We start from the raw sequence: 25,200 nt of genomic DNA, 5'->3' as shown, positions 1-25,200 counted from the left end.
AAAAAGTAGGTTAGTTAATTTGCAAGCACTGATTAATACATTCATGGAACGGCGTGGCGACCTGTATCAGGCCTTAGGTCAACACATCACGATTTCACTCGTTTCACTTCTAATTGCGATGTTCATCGCAATTCCATTAGCCATTTGGGTTGTTAAATATAAGCGCTTGGCCGAAGTTTTACTTCAGGTGACCAGTGTCTTACAGACAATTCCTTCGCTGGCCTTATTAGGTCTCCTGATCCCGTTAGTCGGGATTGGCACAACGCCAGCAATCATTGCGTTAGTTGTTTATGCGCTGCTGCCAATTTTTCAGAATACATATATCGGAATTAGTGAGATTGATCCCTCACTGGAGGAGGCCGCCGATGCATTCGGGATGAGCCGAATGCGCAAGTTGTTCAAGGTTGAATTGCCAATTGCAATGCCAGTCATTATTTCCGGGGTGCGAACGGCCTTAGTACTGATTATTGGGACGGCCACGTTGGCTGCCTTGATCGGTGCCGGGGGTTTGGGTAGCTTTATTTTACTAGGGATTGACCGTAACAATGTCTCATTAATTTTGCTTGGTGCTATCAGCTCGGCCCTATTGGCAATTATTTTTAGTACGCTAATTCGATTAAGTCAGCGTGCAAAGCCGCGGCAGCTTCTAATTGGATTTATCATCTTATTAGTTGGTTTTGCCGGCTATGGTGTCTATCATAAAGTTAACGCCCCAAAAGATACAATTGTTATTGCGGGTAAACTTGGTTCTGAACCGGATGTTTTGATTAATATGTACAAAGATTTGATTGAACAAAATGAACCGCGAGTTAAGGTAGCTTTAAAACCGAATTTTGGTAAAACAAGCTTTTTATTCAGCGCTTTGAAAAATGAAGATGTGGATATTTACCCGGAATTTTCCGGGACTGTTTTGGAGAGTTTGGTAAAAGTTCCGAAGGCCCAAGTTGGTCAAAAACGAACGCCGCAGCAAACTTATCAGTTAGCTAAGAAATTGTTGAAGCAGCAAGATGATCTGACTTACCTCAAACCAATGGCTTACAACAATACTTATACCTTGGCGGTTAAGAAACAGTTTGCGCAAAAAAACGATTTAAAGACAATTACGGACTTAACTAAGATTCAATCTAGCGTAACGGCCGGTTTTGATCTGGAGTTTATTGATCGTAATGATGGCTATCGTGGTCTACAAAAGACTTATGGGCTGAACGTTAAGGTGAAGTCGATGGAGCCTAAGCTGCGTTATTCAGCAATTAATAACCAGGACGTTAACTTAGTTGATGGTTATTCGACTGATAGTGAATTGCGACAGTATAACTTAGTGACGTTGAAGGATAACAAGCATTTATTCCCCGTGTATCAAGGGGCGCCATTAATTAATAAGAAAGTAGCGGATAAATATCCACGAATAAAAGCTAGTCTTAATCAGCTGGCTGGTCGAATCACTGAAAAGCAAATGAGTGAGATGAATTACGAAGTTAACGTCAAGAAAGAATCACCAGCCAAAGTTGCGAAGACATACCTTAAAGCGCAACATCTGTGGAAGGAGGCTAAGTAAAATGGCGTTGACGGCGAAATCGGGACAACCAATGATTAGTTTACAACACATCCAAAAAAAATTTGACGGCAAAACAGTTATTAATGATTTGAACTTACAAATTAAGCAAGGTGAATTCTTTGTTTTAGTTGGGACTTCAGGTAGTGGGAAAACAACCACCTTGAAAATGATTAATCGACTAGAAGAGCAAGATGACGGGGATATCCTAATTGAAAGCAAGAAGGTAAAAGATTTTGATTTACAGGATCTTCGTTGGAATATGGGCTATGTACTTCAGCAAATTGCGCTGTTTCCGACGATGACCGTTGCCCAAAATATTGGCCTAATTCCTGAAATGAAGGGTTGGAACAAACAGAAGGTAGCGGCAACGGTTGATCGCTTGTTGACCGAGGTTGGGCTTGATCCTGAAACCTATCGTAGTCGGATGCCCAGCGAACTCTCTGGTGGAGAGCAACAGCGAATTGGTATTTGTCGAGCGATTGCATCCGAACCGCCCGTTGTTTTGATGGATGAACCATTTTCGGCCTTGGATCCAATTTCTCGTAATCAGCTACAAGATTTGGTTTTGATGTTACACCAGCGCTTACACGATACTGTCGTTTTTGTCACGCATGATATGAATGAGGCTCTGAAATTAGGCGATCGAATTGCGGTGATGAGTAAGGGTGAGATCTTACAAGTAGACACACCGGCCAAAATTGCGCAGAATCCGGCAAATGAATTTGTTAAGGAGTTCTTTGCGCATAGTAATACCGAACTTAATTTGTTTGAAACGCCGCTAACTGAATTAGTCAAGCTTGGCTTCTACCAAAAATCAAGTGCGAGTGAGCAGTTGGCCACGTTTGATCAAGCAACACCATTAACAGCAGTTATGGATCAATTAAGTCGCGAAAAGGCAATTTCGATTACCCAGAACAATCGTGCAATTGGTACCTTAACTGCGCAGAACATTGTTGCGTTCCTGAAGAATAGTTGCTAAGTGAAAGGATGTTAGTGATGGAAAAATTTGACGAAATTATTATTGGTGCTGGGCCAGCGGGGTTAGCGATGGCGTACCCCTTAGCAGCCGCAAAACGAAAGGTTGCTGTTGTTGAAGCGGATTTATGGGGCGGTACATGTCCGAATCGCGGCTGTGATCCCAAAAAGGTTTTATTGGCAGCAGTTGAGGCTCAGGATCAAGTTCGTAATTTGCAGAAGGTTGGTGTTTTAACCCAGCCTGCCAAGATTGATTGGTCCAAGTTGATGGCTTTCAAGAAAACCTTCACTGATCCAGTATCAACAAGTAGCGAAAAGGGCCTAGCTTCCAGTGGAATTACAACTTTGACTGGTGCGGCCAAATTTATTGATGAACAAACGATTGAAGTTGCTGGAACAACTTATCAAGCCGAGCATTACATTATTGCAACTGGAGCGCGGCCAGCGATTCCAAATATTTCAGGTAAAGAACACTTTCAGGACAGTACTGATTTTATGGCCTTGCCAGAAATGCCCCGGGTTGTTACCTTTGTGGGTGGTGGCTACGAAGCCTTTGAATTTGCAGCAATGGCCAACGCTGCCGGTGCCGAGACACACGTTATTCAACATAACGATCGACCGTTGAAGGCGTATGATCATGAATTAGTTGATCAGTTAGTTGAACAATTACAGGCTAAGGGTGTGCAGTTTCACTTTAACGTTTCCTTACAAGCAATTGAAACTGCCGGTGATCAGCTGATCTTAAATGCACCTGATTTTCGTTTAGTAACCAACGCTGTCTTTGCGACAACTGGCCGTGTACCGAATGTTGAGGCATTAGATTTGGCAGCCGCAGGTATCGAAGTTGCTCATGGCGGCATTCAGTGTGATGATCACTTGCAGACGACTAACCCAAGAGTTTTTGTTGCTGGTGATATTATTGCGCGGCAAGAACCAAAAGAGACGCCAGTTGCATCGTTTGAAGGCAGTTACTTAGTTGATTATTTAACAGGTAAAACGCAAGCCTCAATTGATTACCCAGCCATTCCAACAACGGTTTATTCTAGCCCTAAACTAGCACAAGTTGGCGTTACAACGGCCAAGGCCCAAGCTGATTCCGAGCATTACGCTATAAAAACAATTGACACGACTAACTGGCTCACGTACCGACGACTTAATGAACCAGTGGCCGTAGTGAAAATTGTGACTGATAAAAAGACTGGTTTATTGGTTGGTGCAACATGTTTGAATAGTTTGGCCGATGAACTGATTAACTACTTTACACTGTTGATCAATCAAAAAGTATCCGCCGACACAGTTGCTAAATCCATTTATTCTTACCCAACTCCAGCTAGTGATTTGAATTATTTTTATTAGAGCATGAAAAAAGTGCATTAGTTTTTTAGGCTAATCATCTGCGGTTAAACACTTTTTCACGTTAGCATTTTGACATTTAGCGGGCTAAACGGTAAGATTAAAACAATGCAATGAGAAGGATAAGTACCCGTTAATTTGGCTATAGCGAATCACTGGTTGGTGAAAAGTGATCAAGAATTAGTGGTGAATGGCCCTTTGAGTCGCTGCGTGAATTAAAAGTAGCGTGGCGGGTAGCCGTGCCTTAAACGTGAGTGGTGCTGGATAAAAGCCAGCACAATTTAGGTGGTACCACGATTGTTAACAAGCGTCCTATGAGCAGAAATGCTGATGGGACGCTATTTTTTTGAGAATTGTGGGCTGGATTTAAGCTGAAAAGTTAACGTTGTTTTTTGAAGTAGATTCACTGACTGATGTTACTTATAAAATTAGAATAAAAGGGAAGGTTTTAACATGACAAAAAAAGTAATTTTAACTGGTGATCGCCCAACTGGTAAGCTACATATTGGCCACTACATTGGTTCTTTACAAACGCGGGTTGCGATGCAAAATTCTGGCAATTACGATCCTTACATTATGATTGCGGATATGCAGGCATTAACCGATAACGCACGGGATCCGGAAAAGATTCGCCGTAGTCTATTACAAGTTGCGCTAGACTATTTAGCCGTTGGCATTGATCCTGAAAAATCAACAATCTTAGTCCAATCACAAATTCCGGCGTTAAATGAACTTACCATGCACTATTTAAATTTAGTCAGCGTTTCACGATTGAACCGTAATCCAACCGTTAAAGCGGAAATTCAACAGAAAAACTTTAATCAAAGTATTCCGGCTGGATTTTTAATTTACCCAGTTAGTCAGGCCGCCGATATCACTGCGTTTAAGGCAGATACTGTTCCTGTCGGTGACGATCAAGAACCAATGTTAGAACAAACGCGTGAAATTGTACGTAGTTTTAATAGTATTTATAAAAAAGACGTTCTCGTTGAACCAGAAGGTGTTTTTCCACCAAAAGGGGAAGGACGTTTGCCAGGGATGGACGGTAACGCCAAGATGAGTAAGTCACTAGGCAACGCCATTTATTTGGCCGATTCACCTGATGAAATTCAGAAAAAGGTCATGTCAATGTACACTGATCCTAATCATATTCACATTGAAGATCCTGGCAAAATTGAAGGTAACATTGTCTTTACTTACCTTGATGTTTTCGACCCCGATCAAAAGAAAGTAGCCGAATTGAAAGAACAATACCAGGCAGGGGGCCTAGGTGACGTTAAAATCAAACGCTACTTAAATGACGTGTTACAGGCTGTTTTAGAACCAATTCGCAAACGCCGGGAAGCGTACGCTGAAGATCCGGCTGGGGTTTACGAAATTCTCCGTCAAGGTAGCGAAAAGGCCAATCTGGTTGCTAATCAAACCTTAAAAGAAGTGCGTGCGGCAATCGGAATTAACTACTTTGATTAGACAGTGTTTGGCAAAGTCTTAGCTAAGAGATGAGGAATTAGTGTGGAAATTAAAACTTTCATTCAGGAGTTGGCCTCTGACGCGCCAACTCCTGGTGGCGGCGGGGTTAGTGCATTAACTGGTGCGATGGCCGCCGCTTTGGCCAGTATGACGGCCAGTTTGACCCTTGGAAAAAAGAAGTACGCGGCTTATACAACCGATTTACAACAAATTATCACCACAATGCAACAATTAAGCGGTGAACTATTGGCACAGATTTCAGCAGACGCAGTTGGTTTTGAACCACTGGCTAAAGCATACGGAATTCCAAAAACAGCAAGCCATCGCGATGAAATACTCGAGGTGGCCCTAGTGAAGGCCACGGAGGTACCATTCACAGTTCTAAGGTTGTTGAACGACGTTGTGCCGGTGCTAGAACAACTATTAATTCAAGGTAGTCGCTTAATGCAAAGTGATGTTGGTGTGGCAGCAGCGACTTGCCGTGGGGCCCTAGAAGGTTCCGTTTTAAATGTTTACGTAAATACTAGATTGATGAAGAACCGTGACCAGGCAAAAGAAATGAATCAACGGGCCGACAAACTAGTTACCGGGCTAAGCTTACGTTGTCAGCAAGTTTATCAACAGGTTAGTGAACAACTACAAAGCAACTAGTGCGTGTAGCGTTCATATTTAAATTGAATTATATCGCTATTAAAAAGTAGTACTTATGTCGCTTGCCACTGAATTACACGTGGGCAGATTTAGTTAGGTTTCATTCCGGCGCTGGCGTATGGAACGCGTGGCGCGTTGACAAGCTAATTTTCTTTCCGATTAAACCCATTCGGAAAAGAAAATGGATCTTGTCAATCACGCAAGGTACTAAATGACCATAATTCGGTCATCAAGTACCTTCGACACGACTGATACGCCAGCGCCTCCATTCCACCTTGACAGTGATTGAGCTTTGATTATTCGTTTAGTTAATACAATTTAGGAACCACAGCTTTAATATTGCGCAATTTATCGGTGATCCTAATTAGCTATCAACACTGACAAAGACAGTTTTTACCTAACTTGTAACACAATAACTAGTTGACAGTAGCTGCTATAGACACAAATAACGCTTGAATGTTCCACTGCGGCCAGATTTCATTTCGGGGCGCGAGAACCAGCTGTGTCGATGATTATTAAGGCGGTTTGGGCCATTTAGAGCCATGTTTCAACTTGGCGCTTTATGCCCTTAGTTGAATGGTCATCGTCCGTAACATCTAAGATTTTCGTTCCGAAAATCATCCACTATTGTGAAGTAGAATCATGCGGGCTTGGCGAGATCCACTTTTACCTCCGCTTTGCCTTTATCTGGTAAAAGTTAGCTCGCCAAACCGCCACGCGTTCCGTCCTCGCGCACCGGAATGGAATCTAATCCATTCTGTCTTATTCCAGGTAGGCTTTGGCGTTCTGAAAACAAGCTAATAGTTTTAAACATGGTCGCTAAGATGCACTAGGAAGTGTTTGGAAAAGTAGCCCTTATCCTGAACTTACTGGCAATGCTAGTGAAGTCGATTGGATATGAAAAAAGCAAAATTTAAAATCAATTTGCGCCTACGATACTTTGGCACCGGCTCAGTTAATAACGAAAGTCAGTTTTCAGTGAACAACTTTGTGAGATGTTTTAATAAAATAAAGCTACCTTTGGCCTGACAAAATCATTGTCAGGCCAAAGGTGGTTTTTTATCTAAAAATCTACAGTTTAGATTTGTAAAGAATTGTTTTTTTGGCAAAATCAGTTAATCTAAAGGTAGAAGATAATTGCCACCTGCGTGTGGAATCAGATGAAGGATTGAGGGGATCAGTATGGCAAAGGCAAAATTATTTGGGGCAATCGTGATGAGTGCACAAAGTATTGATTTAACAATTGTGAACCTTCGAAATTTAGAAACAGTTGAGCGTGTGAGCGCACCAGTAGCTCTAGGTGACCGACTGTTTACTGAAGGCGGCATTGACTATGATGTTGTTGATGAGGCGGTGTCCGCTTTGCGCGGTTTTCAACAGTTGATGACAGATGATGGTGTCACTGACGAGCGGGTTGTGGCCAGCCATACGATCACTGATGCCGAGAATATTAGTTACGTGCGCGATCAAATATACACCAAAACAGGTTTAACGGTTCATTTTATGACAGTTAGTGAAGAATTAATGTTTCGCTACCAAGCTGCCGCGGCCTATTTACCAAATTTTCGTGAATTAATTGATGAAGGAACTGTCCTGATCCAAATTGGTGCCAGTTCAATAACGTTAATGGTATTTCAAGCAGGGGAACTGACCTTAACCCGTGAGCTACAGTTGGGACCAATGCAAGTTGCCCAGAAGATGGCCCAGCTTGAGCATCAAGTGGACACTTACGAAGATGTCCTGGCTGATTATTTACATTCTAAATTGTTGGATGTTTGGCGCTTATTACCGGAGAAACAGTTTAAACAGGTAATTTTGATGGGTTCAAAGTTAACTTTATTGGAAAACTTAATTCCAGAGAATAAGCGTGCTTTGGCTTTGTCTCACGCCGATTTTAATCAGCGCTTTGACCAGGTCATGACCTTATCGGATCAAGAATTAGAAGATCAAGAGCAGCTACCGGAGATGGAAGTTAATGAGGTGGCACCAACTTTTCTATTGTTAAATGAATTGTTTGATACGATGCAAATCGAGACGGTCTGGGTGTCCAATATTAAATTGTTAGATGGTTTTGTTGTACACCATGCTGCTGAAACTGGTCAATTAAAATTAAACTGGGATTTTAACGAAACAATGATTAGTGCTGCTAAAAATTTGGCTAAGCGTTATCAGGTTGACCAAGCCCATCAGAAAAAGGTTTTAACCTTTGCTGTACAGTTGTTTGATCGGTTACGTAAAATTCACGGCCTGGGTCCACGGGAACGATTGTTATTGCAACTAGCGGCCATTCTGCAAGATACTGGGCTTTACTTGGATGCAAACCAACACGCTTTTCACTCTGAATACATTATTCGTGCTAGTGAGGTGTTAGGGCTTGATTTAACGGAGCAATTTGCCGTGGCGGCGATTGCGCGTTACCACAGTTCCCGGGCGCCATCGGCCGGATTAAGTCATTTAAGCAGACTACCTTTGGAAGCGCGGTTAACGATTGCCAAGTTAGCGGCCATTTTACGTTTAGCCGATGCACTAGATGATAGTCACCGCGCCAAAATTTCTAAAATTAGTGTTAGTATTCGCAAACAGACTTTCACCGTGACCGCCACTGCTAACGATGATATTGAACTAGAAAAATGGACCTTTAGTCAAAAAGGGACTTTCTTCCGGGAAGTCTTCGGCCTGCAACCGATCTTGAAGCGAAAGGGGACGTTATAGCATGAATTACAATAAACCGGAATATTTTGTTAATCGTGAACTAAGCTGGGTTGATTTTGATGATCTGGTTCTAGAAGAGGCGCGGGATAAAACGAACCCTTTATTGGAACGTGTTCGCTTTTTGGGCATCACCCAAAGTAATCTGGATGAGTTCTTTATGGTCCGAATTGCGTCGTTGCGTAAGATGCAGGTTGTCAATTATAGTGAGCCTGATGCCGCAGGGATGACACCTACGCAGCAATTAGCCGCGTTGAGTAAAAAGATTCATCAATTGGTTGATAAACAATATTCGACGTTGGCGCGTTCACTAGTACCGCAATTGGAAAAAACGGATATTCGCCTTTTACACCAAGATGAGTTGTCAAAGAAGCAACTCTCCTTTGTTAGTCAGTATTTCCATCAAATTCTATACCCTGTTTTAACGCCAATGGCAGTGGATACTTCCCGGCCATTTCCATTTATTGGTAATAATACGTTGAATTTGGCCTTGCGCTTGGTTAAGAGCGAAAAAGATGAGACTGAGGAAAAAAAGGAACGCCGTTTTGCGATGGTACAGGTACCGGATGTGTTTCCGCGAGTGGTTGCTCTGCCTGGTGATAACCAATTTATGTTGCTCGAAGAACTAATGAAGCCTTTTATTAGTGAATTATTCACTGGTTTTAAAGTTAAGGAGATCAAGGCATTTCGCGTTATTCGGGATATGGATTTTGATGTGGCCGAAGAGGATGCCTCTGATTTAATGAAGGAAATTGTCCATCAACTGGCAATGCGCGATCATACTAGTGTCATGCGTTTAGAGATTGAGGCAACAATGAGTAAGAATTTACGTAAACGTTTAATCAAGGCCTTGGCAGTTCATGAAGAAGAGGTTTACGCAATCAAGGGGCCGATTGACTTAAACTTTTTAAGTAAACTAGTTAAACAAGTTAAAGATCACGATGACTTACTGTTTCCACCATTTAAACCGTATACACAACCAATTTTGCGGACAAAGGATATCTTTGCGGCAATTCGCCAACAGGATATTTTCCTGCACCATCCTTACGATAGTTTTGAACCAGTGGTACAAATGGTTAAGCAGGCTTCCATTGATCCGGATACACTGGCAATTAAGATGACCCTCTACCGGGTTTCTAGTAAATCACCGATTATTCGTTATCTTGGTGAGGCGGCGCAGAATGGTAAACAAGTAACTGTATTGGTGGAACTTAAAGCCCGCTTTGATGAGGAAAACAATGTTCACTGGGCCCATGAGTTAGAACGAAAAGGCTGCCATGTTATTTACGGGCTAGTTGGATTGAAAACACACTGTAAATTGTTGTTAGTTGTGCGGCGAGAAAATGATGGTATTAAGCGTTATATGCACATGGCTACCGGTAATTATAATGACGTTACGGCTAAGGGCTATACGGATATGGGCCTGTTTACGGCAGATCCTAAAATGGGCGTCGATGCGTCAAATATTTTCAATATGCTTTCCGGTTTTTCGGAACCAGACCACTTTGAGGAACTAAATATTGCACCAATTACGCTTCGGCCGTTTTTGAACGATCGCTTTGACGATGAAATCAAAAATGCCAAGGCTGGCAAAAAGGCCATTATTCGGATGAAAATGAACTCGCTATCCGATAAACAAATGATTGAGAAAATTTACGAGGCGGCGGCTGCCGGCGTTAAGGTGGATATTATTGTGCGTGGTATTTGTTGTCTGAAGGTTGGTATACCAGGGGTTAGTGAAAATGTGACGATTCACTCAATCGTTGGTCGTTTCTTAGAGCATAGCCGTATTTACTATTTTTATGCGGGTGGCGAAGAAAAGCTTTATTTATCCAGTGCCGACTTAATGAATCGAAATATTTCCCGCCGTGTGGAGTTGCTATTTCCAATTCTTGATCCTAAAGTTAAGGCGGAATTGTGGCGCATTTATAATTTGATGTGGGATGACAATATTAAGACACGTGTTTTACAGGCTGATGGAAGTTATCAAAAAGTTGATCGGCGCGGCCTGACACCGCTGAACGTCCAGGACTATTTAGTTGCTGCGGCGGAGCGTAAAAGTCAGACACCAAAAGTTGTTCCGCAGCCGATTGATCATTTTGTACCAGTGCAAAAAAATCAGGATGATGGAGGAGATAACTAGTGGAGAATTTTGCAGTAATCGACCTCGGCTCTAATTCTGCCCGCTTAACGATTAGTGAGATTGAAGACGATGGTACTTATAAAGTTATCAAGCAGTTAAAAGAAATGGTACGGCTATCCGAAGATATGGGTGCGGATCAAAATTTACAACAGCCTGCGATTGAACGAACAATTACCGCGTTAAAAAAGTTTCGTGATGAATACAGTAAATTACCCAATTTAAAGGTCCGGGCAATTGCGACTGCTGCCACGCGAATGGCGAAAAACCAAAAGAAGTTTTTAAAGCAGGTCGCTGATGAAGTCGCTGGTTTACAACTTGAGGTTATTCCAGGTACTTTAGAAGCACACTATGATTTTGTCGGCGTAATCAACACTTTACCCGTTAGTAATTGCGTTATTATGGATACCGGCGGCGGTAGTTGCGAATTAATTTTAGTGCAAAATGGTAAAGCGACCAATCTAATTAGTTTACCTGTTGGTGCAGTTAATTTGACCGAGCGTTTCTTTAAAAACGGAACTGATAAAATTAAGGCCGAAGATTTATTCTGGGAAACAACCTTTGTTAACCAACTTTTTAACGATGTTTGGTGGTTGCGCAAGGGCCAGAACTTACCGATTGTTGCCTTAGGTGGCAGTAACCGAACTTTGGCCAAGATTAAACGCAAGGAAAGTGATTTCCGCCATTTTGAAAACATTCATGGTTTTCGGATGAGTGTGGCCTCCGTTAATCAGGTTTATGCAGAAGTGATCAGTAAAGATTTGGCTGGCCGAAAGAAAATTCCCGGCCTAACGAAGGAACGAGCGGACATTATTGCTGGTGGGATGACACCGATTGTAACGATTCTCCGGTTCTTGGATTCTGATCGAGTTGTTTTCTCGCAGAACGGTGTGCGGGAAGGAATTTTACTAGAGCACGTGGCTCAATTACAAGAAGAAGGGAAAATTGGTCAACGTTCGTAATAAAGGGCTTAGGACATGTTTGGAAACTGCTTTTACTAGTGTTTCTATGGCAAATTTAGTGGAAACGTGTTTGGAAAGGCAGGTTCTTGCGGTTAGCTACGATCGCCAAATCATCTGTTTCACAGATAATTCGTCAATCTAGGCTAATCCTCAGAACCTGGACGCCTTTTCAAACACTCTAGTGGAAACGTGTCCGAAAAAGCAGATTATTGCGTATAGCTACGCCGGTCGAACGATCCGCTGCGCGTCTCTTTTCGCCCGGCTGCCATGTTTCTTGCGGCAAGGTTTTCGGGTTCTACAATATCTGTTGTTGGTAATAGATTTTCATCTATTACTGATGACAGATTTTTTATTTATGGCTAGAATAAAAAAGCGGACATTTCCTGTCCGTTCATCCAAGTCAACCACCACGAAGATTTTTCAGAAAGAAGGAAATGCCCTATGTGTCATGATACTACAAAATTATTATTAGGAATAGCTGACGAGAACCTAAAAATTACTGACGGTGAAACTGGAGAAGACGGGGTTATTCGCTTAACTGGCCACTTGGATTACACGCCGAAGGCTTGTCCCAAGTGCGGGATTATCAATGATCAAAAGATTATTAACTACGGCTGGCGCAATACCACTATCAGATTCTCGAAGGTTCTGAGCAACACCGTCATCTTAGCCTTAAAGCGCCGCTATTTCCACTGTAAAGAATGTCACGGCAACTTTCTTGCACAAACATTGGCAGTTCCGAAACACTGTACAATTTCAAACACCAGCCGCAAAGAATGCCTAGAGAAGCTCGGTGAACCGGTCTCTTTGAAGCACATTGCCAATGAAGTATCGGCATCAGATTCATTTGTGGGCCGCCAGTTAATGCGCGCTGAACGAGACTTTCAAACCAATTGGCACTATTTACCAGAGATCATCTTAATGGATGAGGTGAAGAGTACCAAGAGCGCTACTGGTGCCATGAGCTTTGAGTTCATGAATGGCGAAACCCATGAATTAATCGACTTACTCCCTTATCGAACCATCAATAAACTAGAGAAGTATTTTTACCGCTTCGATCAAGCTGCCCGAGAAAACGTCAAAATTATTGTGACTGATATGAATTATACCTACCCCAAGCTTGTGCAGACCGTGTTCCCCAATGCCATGGTGGTCATGGACAAGTTTCATATTATCAACGCCCTAAATCGGGCGTTTAACAAAACCAGAATCAAGGTGATGAAGAAGTTTACCCCGTCTTCTCGCGAATTTCACGCCCTTAAGCGCTACTGGAAGCTGTTGTTAGTACCAACTGAACAGCTTAACTTTGAACAATTCAAAAAGTGGACTAATTTTCCTTACTGGATGGCTGCCACCGATGTTGTCCATCAGCTGTTATCGTTGGATTCAGAACTAGAACAAACTTATCAAGTCTTAAACAGCGTCCGGTCAGCTGTCCAACATCAAGATTGGCATAACTACAATGCGGCATTTTGGAATAACAAAACGTATTCTGAAGAAATGAAGAACACGATTAAAACACTTGAAAGCCATCATGATGAGATTCGTAACACCTTTACCACACACTATTCAAATGGTCCTTTGGAAGGTTCTAATAATAAAATCAAGGCGATCAAACGAGCCAGTTTTGGCTATCGCAGCTTCTGGAGGTTTAGAACTCGAGTACTATACGTTTTCAAAATCAAAACAAAAAGAGCCCTAATCACGAAGTGATTAGAACTCGAAATATGGATTCACCAACAACAGTTGACGAAGAGCCGGTTTTCGCCACAAGAATGGTCAACGTCCGTAGCATCAAAGAATATTAGCGTTCTTTGCTAATATTCCTCTTCCATCGCGGAGTAGTAGGCTATACTCCATAATCTAACCGCCTTTTCAAACACTCTCTAGATTAAAAATAGCATTAGTTGTGTTATTCAATCACTTTTTGAAGTGATGATAGACAACTAATGCTATTTGTTTTGTTTAGAAGGAATTGTCACAATTTTCCAACTCTTTAAGAAGTAAAACTCATTGCTGACAAGAAATCGTGGATTCGCTGAGTTGGTTCCGAGAAGAACTCTTGTGGTGAACCGCAAAACAGGATCTGGCCCTCTTCTAAAAAGACAATTTGGTCAGCAACACCTTTAGCAAATTCCATATTATGCGTTACAACAATCATGGAGTTATGCTGTTTGGCGAGGTTTAATAATACGCGTAAAACTTCTGCTTCTAATTCTGGATCAAGCGCAGAGGTTGGTTCATCAAAAAACATATATTCAGGCTGCATGGCCAAGGCTCTAGCAATTGCAACACGCTGCTGCTGACCACCGGAAAGTTCCATTGGGTATTGATTGGCCTTTTGATCTAGGCCAACTTGCTGTAAAAGTTGGCGCGCAGTTTTTTCGGCGGTAGCCTTATCCTGATGCAAAACGTGAATCGGTGCTTCGGTCACGTTTTTTAAGACAGTAAGGTGCGGAAAAAGATTGAAGCTTTGAAACACCATTCCTGTTTTTCGTCGTAGTTGAAGAACTTCTTTTTCGGCTATTGGTTGACTAAAATCAATTGTTTGTTGATCAAAACTATAAAGCCCACTTTCTGGACGTTCTAATAAATTAAGTGAACGTAAGAGGGTTGATTTACCAGATCCAGATGGCCCAACAATAACAGTTGTTTCGTGGTCGGGAAACTGAATATTGATATCGTTTAAAGCTTTGCGTTTTCCGTAGATTTTATTAATGTGCGCGAGTTGTAGCATGCTTAACCTCCTAAGTTTTTTAAATTCACTTTAGTTGTTACCAGTCTGGATGTAACGCGAGGTCCATTTTTCTAAATAGCTCTGTAAAATAGTTAATACAGTACAAATAATTAGGTAAACAAACGCAACCAGCGAATAAAGCAATAGCGGTTCGTAGGTTTTGGCGGCAATTTGTTGACCAACCATGAACATTTCAACGATTGTGATACTAGAAGCCAGTGAAGTGTCCTTAACTAGGCCAATGAACGAATTAGATAGCGGGGGTAGTGAAACACGTGCCGCTTGTGGTAAAACAATTCGAAAGAGAACTTGCGGTCTGGTCATTCCAAGCGTGTAGGCGGCTTCCCACTGACCGTTGGGAATTGATAAAATTGCTGCACGGATAGTTTCCGAACTGTAAGCACCAACGTTTAAGGTGAAAGTAATAATGGCCGCAATCCAAGGACTGAATTGTACCCCAATATTAGGTAAACCAAAGAAAACAATAAATAGTTGCACTAGTAATGGGGTACTCCGGAATATCCAGACGTAAACCCAAAAGAGGCCACGAACAATTTGAAAAGGGCCACGCATTGGTGATAAACGAACCATTGCCGTCAGTAATGCTAGCAATAATCCTAAGGTAAATGAAATTAAGGTCAATGGAATCGTATAGGTGACGCTGGCCTTAATGATTGGTGGCAGTGATGTTAAAATTAAATGCCAAGTCTGACTAGTCAATATGTAAAGCCTCCTAAGTGCTCTAATGTCTATTTTGTGCAAGCGCAAAAGATGTCTTTTCTCCTAAGTTTTTTGATATTTATTTGTAGCACAGCAATCTAAATATTAAAAGAGGCTGGGACAAAAGTCCCTAGCCTCTCATTGTTTCTGAACGTTACCCTAGAACGTGCGCCAAAAGTCTGGGTTCACGTGCCTAACTACGGCTAATCAAATAACCATAGTACGGTTATTCGATTAGCCTACGTTACGCAGTAAACCCAAAAACGACTTTTGTCCCACTCCCACAAATAGATTGACGTTAAACCAATAATTTCAAATAATCGTTATTGCAACTTATTTTTTGGTAACGTCCTGTCCAAAATACTTAACAGAGAGTTTCTTTAAAGTGCCATTTTTACGAAGTGTCTTTAAAGCCTTGTTAGTGGCCTTCGTTAAATTTTTATCCTTCTTATTTAACATACCACCAATTTGTTGTGTTTTGATGGATGAATCGGCTTTGATTAATTTGATGTTAGCTTTTGGTTTTTGTTTTAAATAAGCACCAAAGGCGTCAACAGAGTTAATTGTCCCATCAGCACGACCTTGTTCAACAAGCTCAATTGATTGTTCAAAGCCACTACTAGAGACGATGGTTGCGCCTAAACGTTGGGCATCAGTAGCATTGTTGCTTGAAGCCGTCTGGGCCATCTTTTTACCCTTAATGTCCTTAGCTTTCTTGATACTCTTATTACTCTTTTTAACGGCAATTTCTGATTTGCCGTAAATGTAAGGTGAAGTAAAGTTATACTTGGCGGTCCGTGTCGGGTTCTTCGCCATATTATTTAAAATAATATCGTACTTGCTACCATTTAGGCCGGCAATTAGTGAATCAAATTGTGTTTGGACGAAAACTGGTTTTAAACCCATTTGTTTCGCAAGGTCACGGCCAAGCTCAACTTCGTAACCAGTCAATTTACCTTTATCGCTGTAACTGTATGGCTGAAAGGTACCTTCTAGGCCAATCTTTAAAGTTCCCTTTTGGTTCAGTTCCTTCTTGGCGGCATTGCTTAAACTGGCAGCTTGGGTTGGGGTGGTCGCGTAAGAAACACCCACAGCAACTAATAAACCAACTAGGGCGACTTGCGCTAGTTTCCAAATCTTTTTCAAACTAAACACTCCTTTATATTAATTGAATAACTTACTCTTAGTTAGCCAAGTCCTAGTATATAACAGTTGGTCATTTTTTTTAACTCACTTGACCAGTTTTTAAGAAACTTATCAGACTGGCTGCAAAATTTATTTGTTACAATGGAAGAAAACAAAAATTAGTGGAGGCCAAAGTCGTGAAATTTTATCAACAATCACGTTTGCAACGGTTAACAACCTTACGTCAAGAAGGGCACTTAGATAATAGTGCCTATCAATATTTTTTAAATGATCAGGGATTAACGCAAGAGCGAGCGAATCAATTGGTGGAAAATCAATTGACACTTTTTCCATTGCCAGAGGGAGTGGCGCGGCAGGTTTTAGTTGATGGCGAAATGCATGATGTTCCAATGGTGACAGAAGAACCTTCCGTGATTGCAGCGGCAAGTAACGGTGCCAAAATGGCGGCTCAAGGTACCGGCTTTCAAACTAAAATTCAAAACCGCCAAATGATTGGACAAATTATTTTAGAAAACGTTGCCCAGCCAGAACGGACTAAACAAAATTTGTTAATGGATAAAACACACTTGCTGGAGGTAGCCAATGCTGCTCACCCGTCGATTGTTAAACGCGGTGGTGGTGCAAAAGATTTACGTGTGCGTATTTTAGGCAGCGCCTTCTTGTCAGTTGATTTAATTGTCGACGTCAAACAGGCAATGGGAGCCAACATGTTAAATACAATGTTGGAAGCAGTTGCTAGTGAGCTGACCACTACGCGCCAGGATAACTGTTTAATGAGTATTCTCTCTAATTACGCAACTGAAAGTTTGGTGACGGCAAGTTGTGTCATTCCCGTGTCGGTTTTTGAAATTCAGCGTTTAGCCGGCAATCAGGTGGCCGCAAAAATCTGTGCGGCCAGTCAAGTAGCGCAATTAGATCCTTACCGGGCAGCAACCCACAATAAAGGAATTATGAATGGCATTGACGCTGCCGTGATTGCGAGTGGCAATGATTTTCGGGCAATTGAAAGTGGTGCTCAGGCCTACGCTGCACGGGACGGCCAATACCGGGGGCTAAGCCAGTGGCATGTCCACGAAGATAAATTAGTTGGTGCGTTGACGTTACCATTACCACTAGGTTTTGTCGGTGGGGCCACAAAAACCCTACCCATTGTTCAGGCTAACCAAAAACTGGCGGGAATCAATAGCGCGGAAGATTTAATGCGTGTCGTTGCCGCTATCGGGTTGGCACAAAACCTGGCCGCCTTAAAGGCCCTGGTAACGACAGGAATTCAAAAGGGACATATGGCGCTTCAAGCAAAAAGCCTAGCAATTTCTGCCGGTGCAACAACCAATGAGGTTCAATGGTTAACGGCCAAATTATTGCAAACAAAAAAATTTGATTTGCGGACGGCCAAATTATTATTGCGTAAATTACGACAAGCATAGGTGTCTCTATGAATTTGGCATTAATGTGAGCTAACAAATGATCTTTTACAAAACTTTTTTAGGTATCAATAATTAGGAAAATGATTAAAGTGCGTTATGAACGATACGATAGATCATTTACTGGTATAATAATTTGTGAATTGTAATACGAGGAGGTGTTAGGATGCTTTGGGGGGAGATTTTAGTTGGCGGTTTAATCGTGCTAACAATTATCATTTTTTATTTTACATATGTGCATTATGCTCGGCTGCGGAATGGCCGAACGGGTTATTATGGGTTAATTAGAACTATCAAAATAGCCAGACGTGTTCTGATTGGGTTAGTGGTTATATTGGTGGGTGTAATTGGTTATGATCATTTTTCTTATGCGGCGCAGTCAACCCAAACAACTTCAGCGGCGAAACAACATTCGAATAAAGTGGTAAAACCGAAGCGACATCAAGTAACAACATCGCATAAGAAAAAAGTGAAAAAAAGTACACTGACTGGTAAAAGGGCAGTGTACATTGTGCAACACTATTACGAGCGAACGCAGACACAAACAAATGTAGATCAGTATCAATTCTTAGGAAAAAAGCGTGATGATACTGAAAGTCTAGTGTACGAAGTTGGTGGTTTTCAAAATAATACGGGCCAGTTACAACAAATTCATGACTATGAAGTCCATAGCGACGGTAAATTTGACGAAATTTATTAAAGTTGTGAAGACTTTGTGAACATAATATTGATTTTTTTAGATAGATATCGTATAGTTTCAATAGGGGTAGTTTGAGTTATTATGATATAGATTTTGTCTAATGTGGCTCAAATTATTGTCATTATTATAGCTTAATTATTTTTTAGGAGGAGATTTTTATGGTTAGAAAGAACAAACAAGTTGCTAAACTTGTTACTGCTGCTACATTTGCTGGTACATTAGCTTTAGGTGGAACTGCTGTCGCTAATACACAAGCAGTTCATGCTGCTACAACACCAGATGCAGATGCCGCTTCACAAAAGACAGACGCACAAACGACTGCACCAACAACAGAACAAGCGCAGGATAAAGTAGATCAGGCTACTGGTGATCAGGCTGCTGCAACACAAAACGTGTCGAACGCAACAACTAATGTTTCGGCTGCATCTTCAGCTGCTGTTGATTCAGCGAAGGTTGCTTCAGATGCTAAGGATAGTGTAGACGCTGCTAACGCTGCTGCCTCACAACAGACTTCAAAAGTTGTTGATGCACAAAAGGCACAAGATAACGCACAAGGTCAACTCAATACTGCTGAAAATGCACAAGGTGCCTTACATCAGAACACGCTTAACAAGCAAAATGAACAATCTAATGCGCAACAACGTTTTGCTACTGCAAGTGATGGTCTTAGCGATGCAACGACTGGTTTACAACAATATTATACTCAAAAAGATGGCGTTAACCAACCAAGTCAAAGCTATACTGATAAGACTGCACAGATCCAGAAAAACGTTTCAGACGATCAGGCTGCCGCAACCAAGGCTAATAGTGACTTTGAAGCTGCTAACACCGTTACAAACAAGGCTCAAACTGCTGTCGGTGATGCTCAAAAGGCAGCTGACCAAGCCACTGCTGCTCAAAAGGACGCTTCTACTGCTTTAGCAGGTGTTTACGCCAATTTACAACAAGCTAATACTAATGTTGATAAAGCTCAATCAGCTGCAGATTCAGCACAAGCTGACTTAACACAAAAGAGTAGCGCTGTTGCTAAAGACTTAGCGGTAGTAAATAACCTTCAACAGGCAATGGCCGCAGCAGAAGCTGACCCAGCCAACAATCCTAATTACCACGATCTTGAAAGCCAGTTAGCTACTGCAATGCAAAATGGTAAAACGGATGCTGCAATTCGTGATGCTGCACAGGCTGCACAAGCTGCTGCTGCTGATGCATTAACGAAGGCTAATGCTGCACAAAATTAACGAAGGCTAATGCTGCACAAAAATTGGCTACTCAGCAGTATGATGCTCAATCTGCAGTAACTGGTACGGCTGCTAAGGCTGTTACAGCTGCTAATAATGCCCTTAAGACGGCTCAAACTAAGTATAACTTAGCCAAAGAAAATGCTGATTCTTATTTAGCTGCTTACAACAATGCTATTAAGGCATTAGGTCAAGACAAAGCTGCATTTACTACTTTACAAGCAAATGCTAAAGCTGCAATTGATAATTATGAAGCTGCTAAGACAGAAGTAGCTAATTCAAAGGATAACTTGAATAAGGCTATTGCTGCTGTTGGAACTGCTGTTGGTGCTGAAACCAGTAACTTGGCTGTTGTCAACAATGATATGAAGGCAGTTACTACTGCTACAACTGCTGTCACAACGGCTAAGACAAGCGCTAAGGCTGCTTTAGATTCATATAATCAGGCATTGAAGACATACGGCGATGCACAGGCTGCTGCTGATACAGATGCTACTGCAGTAACAACTGCTAAACAAGCTGTAACAGATGCTCAGGCTAAATTAGATGCAGCTAACTCTGCTTTAGCAACGGCTAAGACTGAATTGGCTACTGCCAAAGCTGCAGAAGATGCTGACAAGGGTGGTACCACTACCGATGGCGATAAAGGTGGTACAACTACCACAGACACTGATGGCGATAAGGGTGGCACTACAACCACTACAACAGGTACTGACGCTGATAAGGGCGCCGCAACTACTACGGCTGCTAAAGGTACAGAAGTTGCAGGTAATACCACTACAACAGTTGCTAATAACGGTGCAGCTGCAGTAACTGTTGCTGCCAAGAAGAACGCTTCTGCTCCTGTTACAACAAGCTTAACGGCTGCTACTCCAGCTACAACAACTCGTAAACAATATCAGGCTGCTAAAAATGGCGTTACCGCTGCTGCATTACCACAAACTGGCGAAGCAAATGATAACCTTGCTGCTTTAGGTTTCTTAAGCGCAATGGGTGCATTATTCGGCTTAGTTGGTCTCAAACGCAAGCGTGAATTTTAACCGACTGACATAAATCTAGATATTAGTTAATTTTTATGACTAATTGGTTGATATTAACGTATGACACGAAATCAGTTTTCTGGTTTCGTGTTTTTTTAATTGAATAAAAACGGTAACTAGCTACTTATTTCGAAAAAATTAGTAGTTGGTTACCGTTTATTTTTTTGTGAACAATATTTTACTAACTAAAACACAAGGGATACCATCTTCAATAAAAGTACCAGAGACAGGTTGGTAGCCAAGTTGTTCGTAGAAGCCTTGCGCTGTTCTTTCACTATGAATTAGAGATTTTTGGCTCTTCGTCAACTGTTGTTGGTGAATCCATATTTCGAGTTCTAATCACTTCGTGATTAGGGCTCTTTTTGTTTTGATTTTGAAAACGTATAGTACTCGAGTTCTAAACCTCCAGAAGCTGCGATAGCCAAAACTGGCTCGTTTGATCGCCTTGATTTTATTATTAGAACCTTCCAAAGGACCATTTGAATAGTGTGTGGTAAAGGTGTTACGAATCTCATCATGATGGCTTTCAAGTGTTTTAATCGTGTTCTTCATTTCTTCAGAATACGTTTTGTTATTCCAAAATGCCGCATTGTAGTTATGCCAATCTTGATGTTGGACAGCTGACCGGACGCTGTTTAAGACTTGATAAGTTTGTTCTAGTTCTGAATCCAACGATAACAGCTGATGGACAACATCGGTGGCAGCCATCCAGTAAGGAAAATTAGTCCACTTTTTGAATTGTTCAAAGTTAAGCTGTTCAGTTGGTACTAACAACAGCTTCCAGTAGCGCTTAAGGGCGTGAAATTCGCGAGAAGACGGGGTAAACTTCTTCATCACCTTGATTCTGGTTTTGTTAAACGCCCGATTTAGGGCGTTGATAATATGAAACTTGTCCATGACCACCATGGCATTGGGGAACACGGTCTGCACAAGCTTGGGGTAGGTATAATTCATATCAGTCACAATAATTTTGACGTTTTCTCGGGCAGCTTGATCGAAGCGGTAAAAATACTTCTCTAGTTTATTGATGGTTCGATAAGGGAGTAAGTCGATTAATTCATGGGTTTCGCCATTCATGAACTCAAAGCTCATGGCACCAGTAGCGCTCTTGGTACTCTTCACCTCATCCATTAAGATGATCTCTGGTAAATAGTGCCAATTGGTTTGAAAGTCTCGTTCAGCGCGCATTAACTGGCGGCCCACAAATGAATCTGATGCCGATACTTCATTGGCAATGTGCTTCAAAGAGACCGGTTCACCGAGCTTCTCTAGGCATTCTTTGCGGCTGGTGTTTGAAATTGTACAGTGTTTCGGAACTGCCAATGTTTGTGCAAGAAAGTTGCCGTGACATTCTTTACAGTGGAAATAGCGGCGCTTTAAGGCTAAGATGACGGTGTTGCTCAGAACCTTCGAGAATCTGATAGTGGTATTGCGCCAGCCGTAGTTAATAATCTTTTGATCATTGATAATCCCGCACTTGGGACAAGCCTTCGGCGTGTAATCCAAGTGGCCAGTTAAGCGAATAACCCCGTCTTCTCCAGTTTCACCGTCAGTAATTTTTAGGTTCTCGTCAGCTATTCCTAATAATAATTTTGTAGTATCATGACACATAGGGCATTTCCTTCTTTCTGAAAAATCTTCGTGGTGGTTGACTTGGATGAACGGACAGGAAATGTCCGCTTTTTTATTCTAGCCATAAATAAAAAATCTGTCATCAGTAATAGATGAAAATCTATTACCAACAACAGATATTGTAGAACCGATTTTTGATAGCCTTGGTGTTGACCTACTTCTTCTAAAGCATTAATAACCTGCGCACCTAAACCTTGTCCCCGGTACTCGCTAAGCGTTGCAATTCGACCAGGTTGGATAGTTGCGGCATCAATGAATTGTAGTCGTCCAGTGGCCACTGGCTGCTCATTGTCCGCGTAAATAACGGCGTAGGATGTTTTTGACGTGTCGTGTTGATCGAATTCATCAATTAGGGCAATGTGACGTTCTTGAACGAAGACCTGCATTCTGACATATAGTGCGGCGGCACGCTGCCAAGGCTCTGAGCCGACATGTAATTTCAACTTATGGACCTGCTTTCCTTATCAATATTGATTTTAGTATAGCATGAGTTAAATTAAAGTGGGTCAAGTAATCTTTGTTTCAAAATTATTTTTATAGGGGCTTGCAGGCGGACCACTCTATAAAAAGGCCTTTAACCTGCACACAAACGCTGGAATCTAAATACTTTTTAATGGTCAGTATCATTTTCATCAGTTAGATTTTGCCGGTTCAGGTGCCAGTTTAGGCTAATATTTCGTAATGTATAACCGCCAATACCGATTAAGAAACCAACGGCGGCGAAAGGAATCCAATCAAAACCTAATTTGAATAAAGGCAGATAATGTGTGGCGAAGGCTGTCATGCTACGAGCGAAGGCCGTTTGGGCCAATAATGGTGGTAAAGCGTGAATCATGTCAAAAATTGCCGGAATTAAGGTGAAAATTGTGGTCACGCGGTAGACAAAGCTGCTTTGCTTAAATAGTGGTGATAGGATGGCCAAAATAATAAGCGTAATTGCTAAGGGATAAAGGAACATTAAAACTGGTGTTGACCAAGCAATAATCTGAGTTAGGCCAATATTTGCGATCAAAAAGGAAATACCACAAGTGAAACGTAAAAAGGCTAGGTAACTAATTTTAGGAAAATGTTTGTGAAAATCTTGGGCAAAGGCGGTGACCAGGCCCATTGCTGTGGTTATACAAGTTACCGTTGCTAACGTGGCCAAAATAGCGTCACCAACGGCGCCCATATAGTGATTAGCAATTTGGGCAAAGACAATACCACCGTTTGCTGATAGTTTAAATTGATTTAGACTGGTAGCGCCAATTAGGATTAACGCGAGATAAATCAAGGCTTCAATTCCCATGCTGAGCGCACCTGATTTAGCGGTGGCCAAGGCAATGTTCTTTGGTTTATGCGTTCCTAATAGTTTAATTGAAGTAACAACGGTAACACCAAAAGCTAGGCCGGCCAAAGCATCCATCGTGTTGTAGCCCTGAAGAAAGCCATTAGTGAGTGCACCATGTGTGTAGGCAGTAGTTGCGGTGGCGTGACTGGCTTGTCCCATTGGACTTAAAAACGCGAACAAAAAAATGATTGCCAATAAAACTAAGAATAGTGGGTTTAGTAAGCGACCGATTACATCAATAATACGTGATTGGCGGCTGGATAAACGATAGGTGATCAGAAAGAAAATTGCTGAATAAATGGCCAGGTAAAGGCTAGTTTGGTCTGCCGGGATATGTGGGGCAATTCCTAATTCAAAAGGAACAGTGGCCGTTCTGGGAGTGGCAAATAACGGGCCCAAAGTTGCGTGAACAAGGATCAAAAAAATGAGCGCGTAGTGTTTGCCGATCGGGCGAGCAACATCGTAGATACCTTCACTACGTGTGATACTAATAGCGATAATTGAAAGTAGTGGCAGCAGGGTACCGGACAATAGAAAACCGATCGTTGCCAACCCCCAATGATTTCCAGCGAGTTGACCAAGGTGCAGTGGAAAAATTAAATTACCGGCACCAAAAAACATTCCAAATAGCATTGAACCAATCATTAAATAGTTTTTCCAAGTTAAGCGACGTTCTTTTTGTTCTAATTCCATAAACGAAAACCTCCTATGTTTTGGCCGCAGGTACAAATATAATTACGAAATACAAACCTGAATGCGATTATTAGTGGTTGACCAAATAAAAAAAGCGTCCTTTAAAAGCAAATGCTTTTAAAGGACGCTGAATTGCGTGTTACCACCTTAAATTTACTATTACTTCGCAGTAATAGCCTTACCCCGTGCTGAGAAAGCATTAAAATACTTTTTCAAGACGTTGGCGCAATAATGGGCGCTCCCAACGGACACTTCATAAACGTCGCATCCGCCACTCCGAGGCTACTTTCACAATTACCTACTTTTACTTCCTTGCACTAATCGAAGCTCGCTTGAAAAATAAGTAGTTGCTACTCTCCCCATCACGGTGTTTTAATAATAATCTCATCTATCTTTAACTTAAAAACACTTTACCCCGTTTCTTTTTAAATGTCAAGTAGGTCCTAGAATAGCAGTTCCTATTAGCTAAAACTTAACTAGACAATTAAATAAAGCATATTTCGTGTTTTGGCTCCCACATCTTGGTAAGCTTAAATTAAATCTTATTAGGATTAAAGGGGGCGATTAAACATGAAAGAATACCAAGTGATTGTAGATGCAAAGGGACGAATTGTCATTCCCGTAGCGTTACGTGGCATTTTGAAAATGCATCCGGGGCAGCGAGTTAAGATTAAAAATAAAAAGGATAAAATTGTTGTTAAACGAAAAAAAGTTGAAGAATAAGG

Annotated in this window: 21 protein-coding genes and 2 other annotated features; of the genes, 14 read left to right on the top strand and 7 right to left on the bottom strand. The window is 41.7% G+C overall.

Annotation, left to right across the window (positions count from 1 at the left end):
* Nucleotides 1-19 precede the first annotated feature (19 nt).
* From AYR53_RS01520 to AYR53_RS01480, 9 genes are all read left to right on the top strand, one after another.
* A complete protein-coding gene (locus tag AYR53_RS01520) occupies nucleotides 20-1,555 on the top strand; it encodes an ABC transporter permease/substrate-binding protein (RefSeq protein ID WP_068226167.1) in 1,536 nt (511 codons plus the stop codon).
* Nucleotide 1,556: 1 nt separating this feature from the next.
* The gene (locus tag AYR53_RS01515) at nucleotides 1,557-2,534 is read left to right on the top strand and encodes an ABC transporter ATP-binding protein (protein ID WP_269465767.1); all 978 of its coding nucleotides are present in this window, start codon (nucleotides 1,557-1,559) and stop codon (nucleotides 2,532-2,534) included.
* 17 nt (nucleotides 2,535-2,551) lie between these two features.
* On the top strand, nucleotides 2,552-3,886 hold the full coding sequence (locus tag AYR53_RS01510; protein ID WP_068226168.1) for a dihydrolipoyl dehydrogenase family protein: 1,335 nt from the start codon (nucleotides 2,552-2,554) through the stop codon (nucleotides 3,884-3,886).
* A 101-nt stretch (nucleotides 3,887-3,987) separates the two neighbouring features.
* Nucleotides 3,988-4,201 (top strand) — a binding site (T-box leader).
* Nucleotides 4,202-4,336: 135 nt separating this feature from the next.
* Nucleotides 4,337-5,353 carry a tryptophan--tRNA ligase gene (gene trpS / locus AYR53_RS01505; RefSeq protein ID WP_068226169.1) on the top strand — a complete coding sequence of 339 codons (1,017 nt, stop codon included), beginning with the start codon at nucleotides 4,337-4,339 and terminating at the stop codon, nucleotides 5,351-5,353.
* A 42-nt stretch (nucleotides 5,354-5,395) separates the two neighbouring features.
* Nucleotides 5,396-6,004 (top strand): cyclodeaminase/cyclohydrolase family protein, encoded by a 609-nt coding sequence (locus AYR53_RS01500; RefSeq protein WP_068226170.1) that lies wholly within the window; start codon nucleotides 5,396-5,398, stop codon nucleotides 6,002-6,004.
* A gap of 1,182 nt (nucleotides 6,005-7,186) precedes the next feature.
* The gene (locus AYR53_RS01495) at nucleotides 7,187-8,716 is read left to right on the top strand and encodes a Ppx/GppA phosphatase family protein (RefSeq protein WP_068279707.1); all 1,530 of its coding nucleotides are present in this window, start codon (nucleotides 7,187-7,189) and stop codon (nucleotides 8,714-8,716) included.
* 1 nt (nucleotide 8,717) lies between these two features.
* Nucleotides 8,718-10,856, top strand: a complete 2,139-nt coding sequence (locus tag AYR53_RS01490) for an RNA degradosome polyphosphate kinase (RefSeq protein ID WP_068279709.1) — start codon at nucleotides 8,718-8,720, stop codon at nucleotides 10,854-10,856.
* On the top strand, nucleotides 10,856-11,815 hold the full coding sequence (locus AYR53_RS01485; protein ID WP_068222059.1) for a Ppx/GppA family phosphatase: 960 nt from the start codon (nucleotides 10,856-10,858) through the stop codon (nucleotides 11,813-11,815). Before AYR53_RS01490 ends, AYR53_RS01485 begins: the two co-directional genes overlap by 1 nt.
* A 441-nt stretch (nucleotides 11,816-12,256) precedes the next feature.
* A complete protein-coding gene (locus AYR53_RS01480; protein ID WP_068279055.1) occupies nucleotides 12,257-13,528 on the top strand; it encodes an ISL3 family transposase in 1,272 nt (423 codons plus the stop codon).
* A 283-nt stretch (nucleotides 13,529-13,811) separates the two neighbouring features.
* On the opposite strand, the gene AYR53_RS01475 is transcribed toward AYR53_RS01480, so the two are convergent.
* The 3 genes from AYR53_RS01475 to AYR53_RS01465 all read right to left on the bottom strand — a co-directional run bounded on the left by AYR53_RS01475 (nucleotide 13,812) and on the right by AYR53_RS01465 (nucleotide 16,409).
* The gene (locus tag AYR53_RS01475; RefSeq protein ID WP_068279711.1) at nucleotides 13,812-14,552 is read right to left on the bottom strand and encodes an amino acid ABC transporter ATP-binding protein; all 741 of its coding nucleotides are present in this window, start codon (nucleotides 14,550-14,552) and stop codon (nucleotides 13,812-13,814) included.
* A gap of 30 nt (nucleotides 14,553-14,582) precedes the next feature.
* The gene (locus tag AYR53_RS01470) at nucleotides 14,583-15,272 is read right to left on the bottom strand and encodes an amino acid ABC transporter permease (RefSeq protein ID WP_068222065.1); all 690 of its coding nucleotides are present in this window, start codon (nucleotides 15,270-15,272) and stop codon (nucleotides 14,583-14,585) included.
* 333 nt (nucleotides 15,273-15,605) lie between these two features.
* Nucleotides 15,606-16,409, bottom strand: a complete 804-nt coding sequence (locus AYR53_RS01465) for a transporter substrate-binding domain-containing protein (protein WP_404802805.1) — start codon at nucleotides 16,407-16,409, stop codon at nucleotides 15,606-15,608.
* 140 nt (nucleotides 16,410-16,549) lie between these two features.
* Here AYR53_RS01465 and AYR53_RS01460 point away from each other — a divergent pair, with 140 nt between their 5' ends.
* From AYR53_RS01460 to AYR53_RS01445, 4 genes are all read left to right on the top strand, one after another.
* Nucleotides 16,550-17,845: a hydroxymethylglutaryl-CoA reductase, degradative gene (locus tag AYR53_RS01460; RefSeq protein ID WP_075168937.1), complete on the top strand. Its 1,296-nt coding sequence runs from the start codon at nucleotides 16,550-16,552 to the stop codon at nucleotides 17,843-17,845.
* A 163-nt stretch (nucleotides 17,846-18,008) separates the two neighbouring features.
* Nucleotides 18,009-18,542 (top strand): hypothetical protein, encoded by a 534-nt coding sequence (locus tag AYR53_RS01455; protein ID WP_068279719.1) that lies wholly within the window; start codon nucleotides 18,009-18,011, stop codon nucleotides 18,540-18,542.
* 158 nt (nucleotides 18,543-18,700) lie between these two features.
* Nucleotides 18,701-19,780, top strand: coding sequence for a hypothetical protein (locus AYR53_RS01450; protein ID WP_068279721.1), 1,080 nt, complete (start codon nucleotides 18,701-18,703; stop codon nucleotides 19,778-19,780).
* A 23-nt stretch (nucleotides 19,781-19,803) separates the two neighbouring features.
* Nucleotides 19,804-20,820, top strand: coding sequence for an LPXTG cell wall anchor domain-containing protein (locus AYR53_RS01445; protein ID WP_068279723.1), 1,017 nt, complete (start codon nucleotides 19,804-19,806; stop codon nucleotides 20,818-20,820).
* Nucleotides 20,821-20,976: 156 nt separating this feature from the next.
* On the opposite strand, the gene AYR53_RS13240 is transcribed toward AYR53_RS01445, so the two are convergent.
* From AYR53_RS13240 to brnQ, 4 genes are all read right to left on the bottom strand, one after another.
* On the bottom strand, nucleotides 20,977-21,126 hold the full coding sequence (locus tag AYR53_RS13240; protein WP_239691373.1) for a GNAT family N-acetyltransferase: 150 nt from the start codon (nucleotides 21,124-21,126) through the stop codon (nucleotides 20,977-20,979).
* 33 nt (nucleotides 21,127-21,159) lie between these two features.
* Nucleotides 21,160-22,431 (bottom strand): ISL3 family transposase, encoded by a 1,272-nt coding sequence (locus AYR53_RS01440; RefSeq protein ID WP_068279055.1) that lies wholly within the window; start codon nucleotides 22,429-22,431, stop codon nucleotides 21,160-21,162.
* Nucleotides 22,401-22,895, bottom strand: a complete 495-nt coding sequence (locus AYR53_RS01435) for a GNAT family N-acetyltransferase (RefSeq protein WP_068279725.1) — start codon at nucleotides 22,893-22,895, stop codon at nucleotides 22,401-22,403. Before AYR53_RS01435 ends, AYR53_RS01440 begins: the two co-directional genes overlap by 31 nt.
* A gap of 167 nt (nucleotides 22,896-23,062) precedes the next feature.
* Nucleotides 23,063-24,475, bottom strand: coding sequence for a branched-chain amino acid transport system II carrier protein (brnQ, locus tag AYR53_RS01430; RefSeq protein ID WP_068279730.1), 1,413 nt, complete (start codon nucleotides 24,473-24,475; stop codon nucleotides 23,063-23,065).
* A 117-nt stretch (nucleotides 24,476-24,592) separates the two neighbouring features.
* Nucleotides 24,593-24,850: a binding site (T-box leader), on the bottom strand.
* A 195-nt stretch (nucleotides 24,851-25,045) separates the two neighbouring features.
* Between brnQ and AYR53_RS13460 the strand changes: the two genes are divergently transcribed.
* Complete coding sequence (locus tag AYR53_RS13460; protein ID WP_156519978.1) at nucleotides 25,046-25,198, top strand: AbrB/MazE/SpoVT family DNA-binding domain-containing protein; 153 nt, start codon at nucleotides 25,046-25,048, stop codon at nucleotides 25,196-25,198.
* Nucleotides 25,199-25,200: the final 2 nt, after the last annotated feature.

This window comes from Loigolactobacillus backii, from assembly GCF_001663675.1.
Taxonomy (GTDB): domain Bacteria; phylum Bacillota; class Bacilli; order Lactobacillales; family Lactobacillaceae; genus Loigolactobacillus; species Loigolactobacillus backii.
The sequence above is the reverse complement of the archived record's forward strand: the minus strand, read 5'-3'. Positions and strand labels throughout refer to the sequence as shown.

What these genes read in the sequence shown, in the direction of transcription:
- AYR53_RS01515 (WP_269465767.1), top strand. Translation starts at nt 1,557, where the DNA reads ATGGCGTTGACGGCGAAATCGGGACAACCAATGATTAGTTTACAACAC.
- AYR53_RS01510 (WP_068226168.1), top strand. Translation starts at nt 2,552, where the DNA reads ATGGAAAAATTTGACGAAATTATTATTGGTGCTGGGCCAGCGGGGTTA.
- trpS (WP_068226169.1), top strand. Translation starts at nt 4,337, where the DNA reads ATGACAAAAAAAGTAATTTTAACTGGTGATCGCCCAACTGGTAAGCTA.
- AYR53_RS01495 (WP_068279707.1), top strand. Translation starts at nt 7,187, where the DNA reads ATGGCAAAGGCAAAATTATTTGGGGCAATCGTGATGAGTGCACAAAGT.
- AYR53_RS01490 (WP_068279709.1), top strand. Translation starts at nt 8,718, where the DNA reads ATGAATTACAATAAACCGGAATATTTTGTTAATCGTGAACTAAGCTGG.
- AYR53_RS01480 (WP_068279055.1), top strand. Translation starts at nt 12,257, where the DNA reads ATGTGTCATGATACTACAAAATTATTATTAGGAATAGCTGACGAGAAC.
- AYR53_RS01475 (WP_068279711.1), bottom strand. Translation starts at nt 14,552, where the DNA reads ATGCTACAACTCGCGCACATTAATAAAATCTACGGAAAACGCAAAGCT.
- AYR53_RS01455 (WP_068279719.1), top strand. Translation starts at nt 18,009, where the DNA reads ATGCTTTGGGGGGAGATTTTAGTTGGCGGTTTAATCGTGCTAACAATT.
- AYR53_RS01450 (WP_068279721.1), top strand. Translation starts at nt 18,701, where the DNA reads ATGGTTAGAAAGAACAAACAAGTTGCTAAACTTGTTACTGCTGCTACA.
- AYR53_RS01440 (WP_068279055.1), bottom strand. Translation starts at nt 22,431, where the DNA reads ATGTGTCATGATACTACAAAATTATTATTAGGAATAGCTGACGAGAAC.
- brnQ (WP_068279730.1), bottom strand. Translation starts at nt 24,475, where the DNA reads ATGGAATTAGAACAAAAAGAACGTCGCTTAACTTGGAAAAACTATTTA.
- AYR53_RS13460 (WP_156519978.1), top strand. Translation starts at nt 25,046, where the DNA reads ATGAAAGAATACCAAGTGATTGTAGATGCAAAGGGACGAATTGTCATT.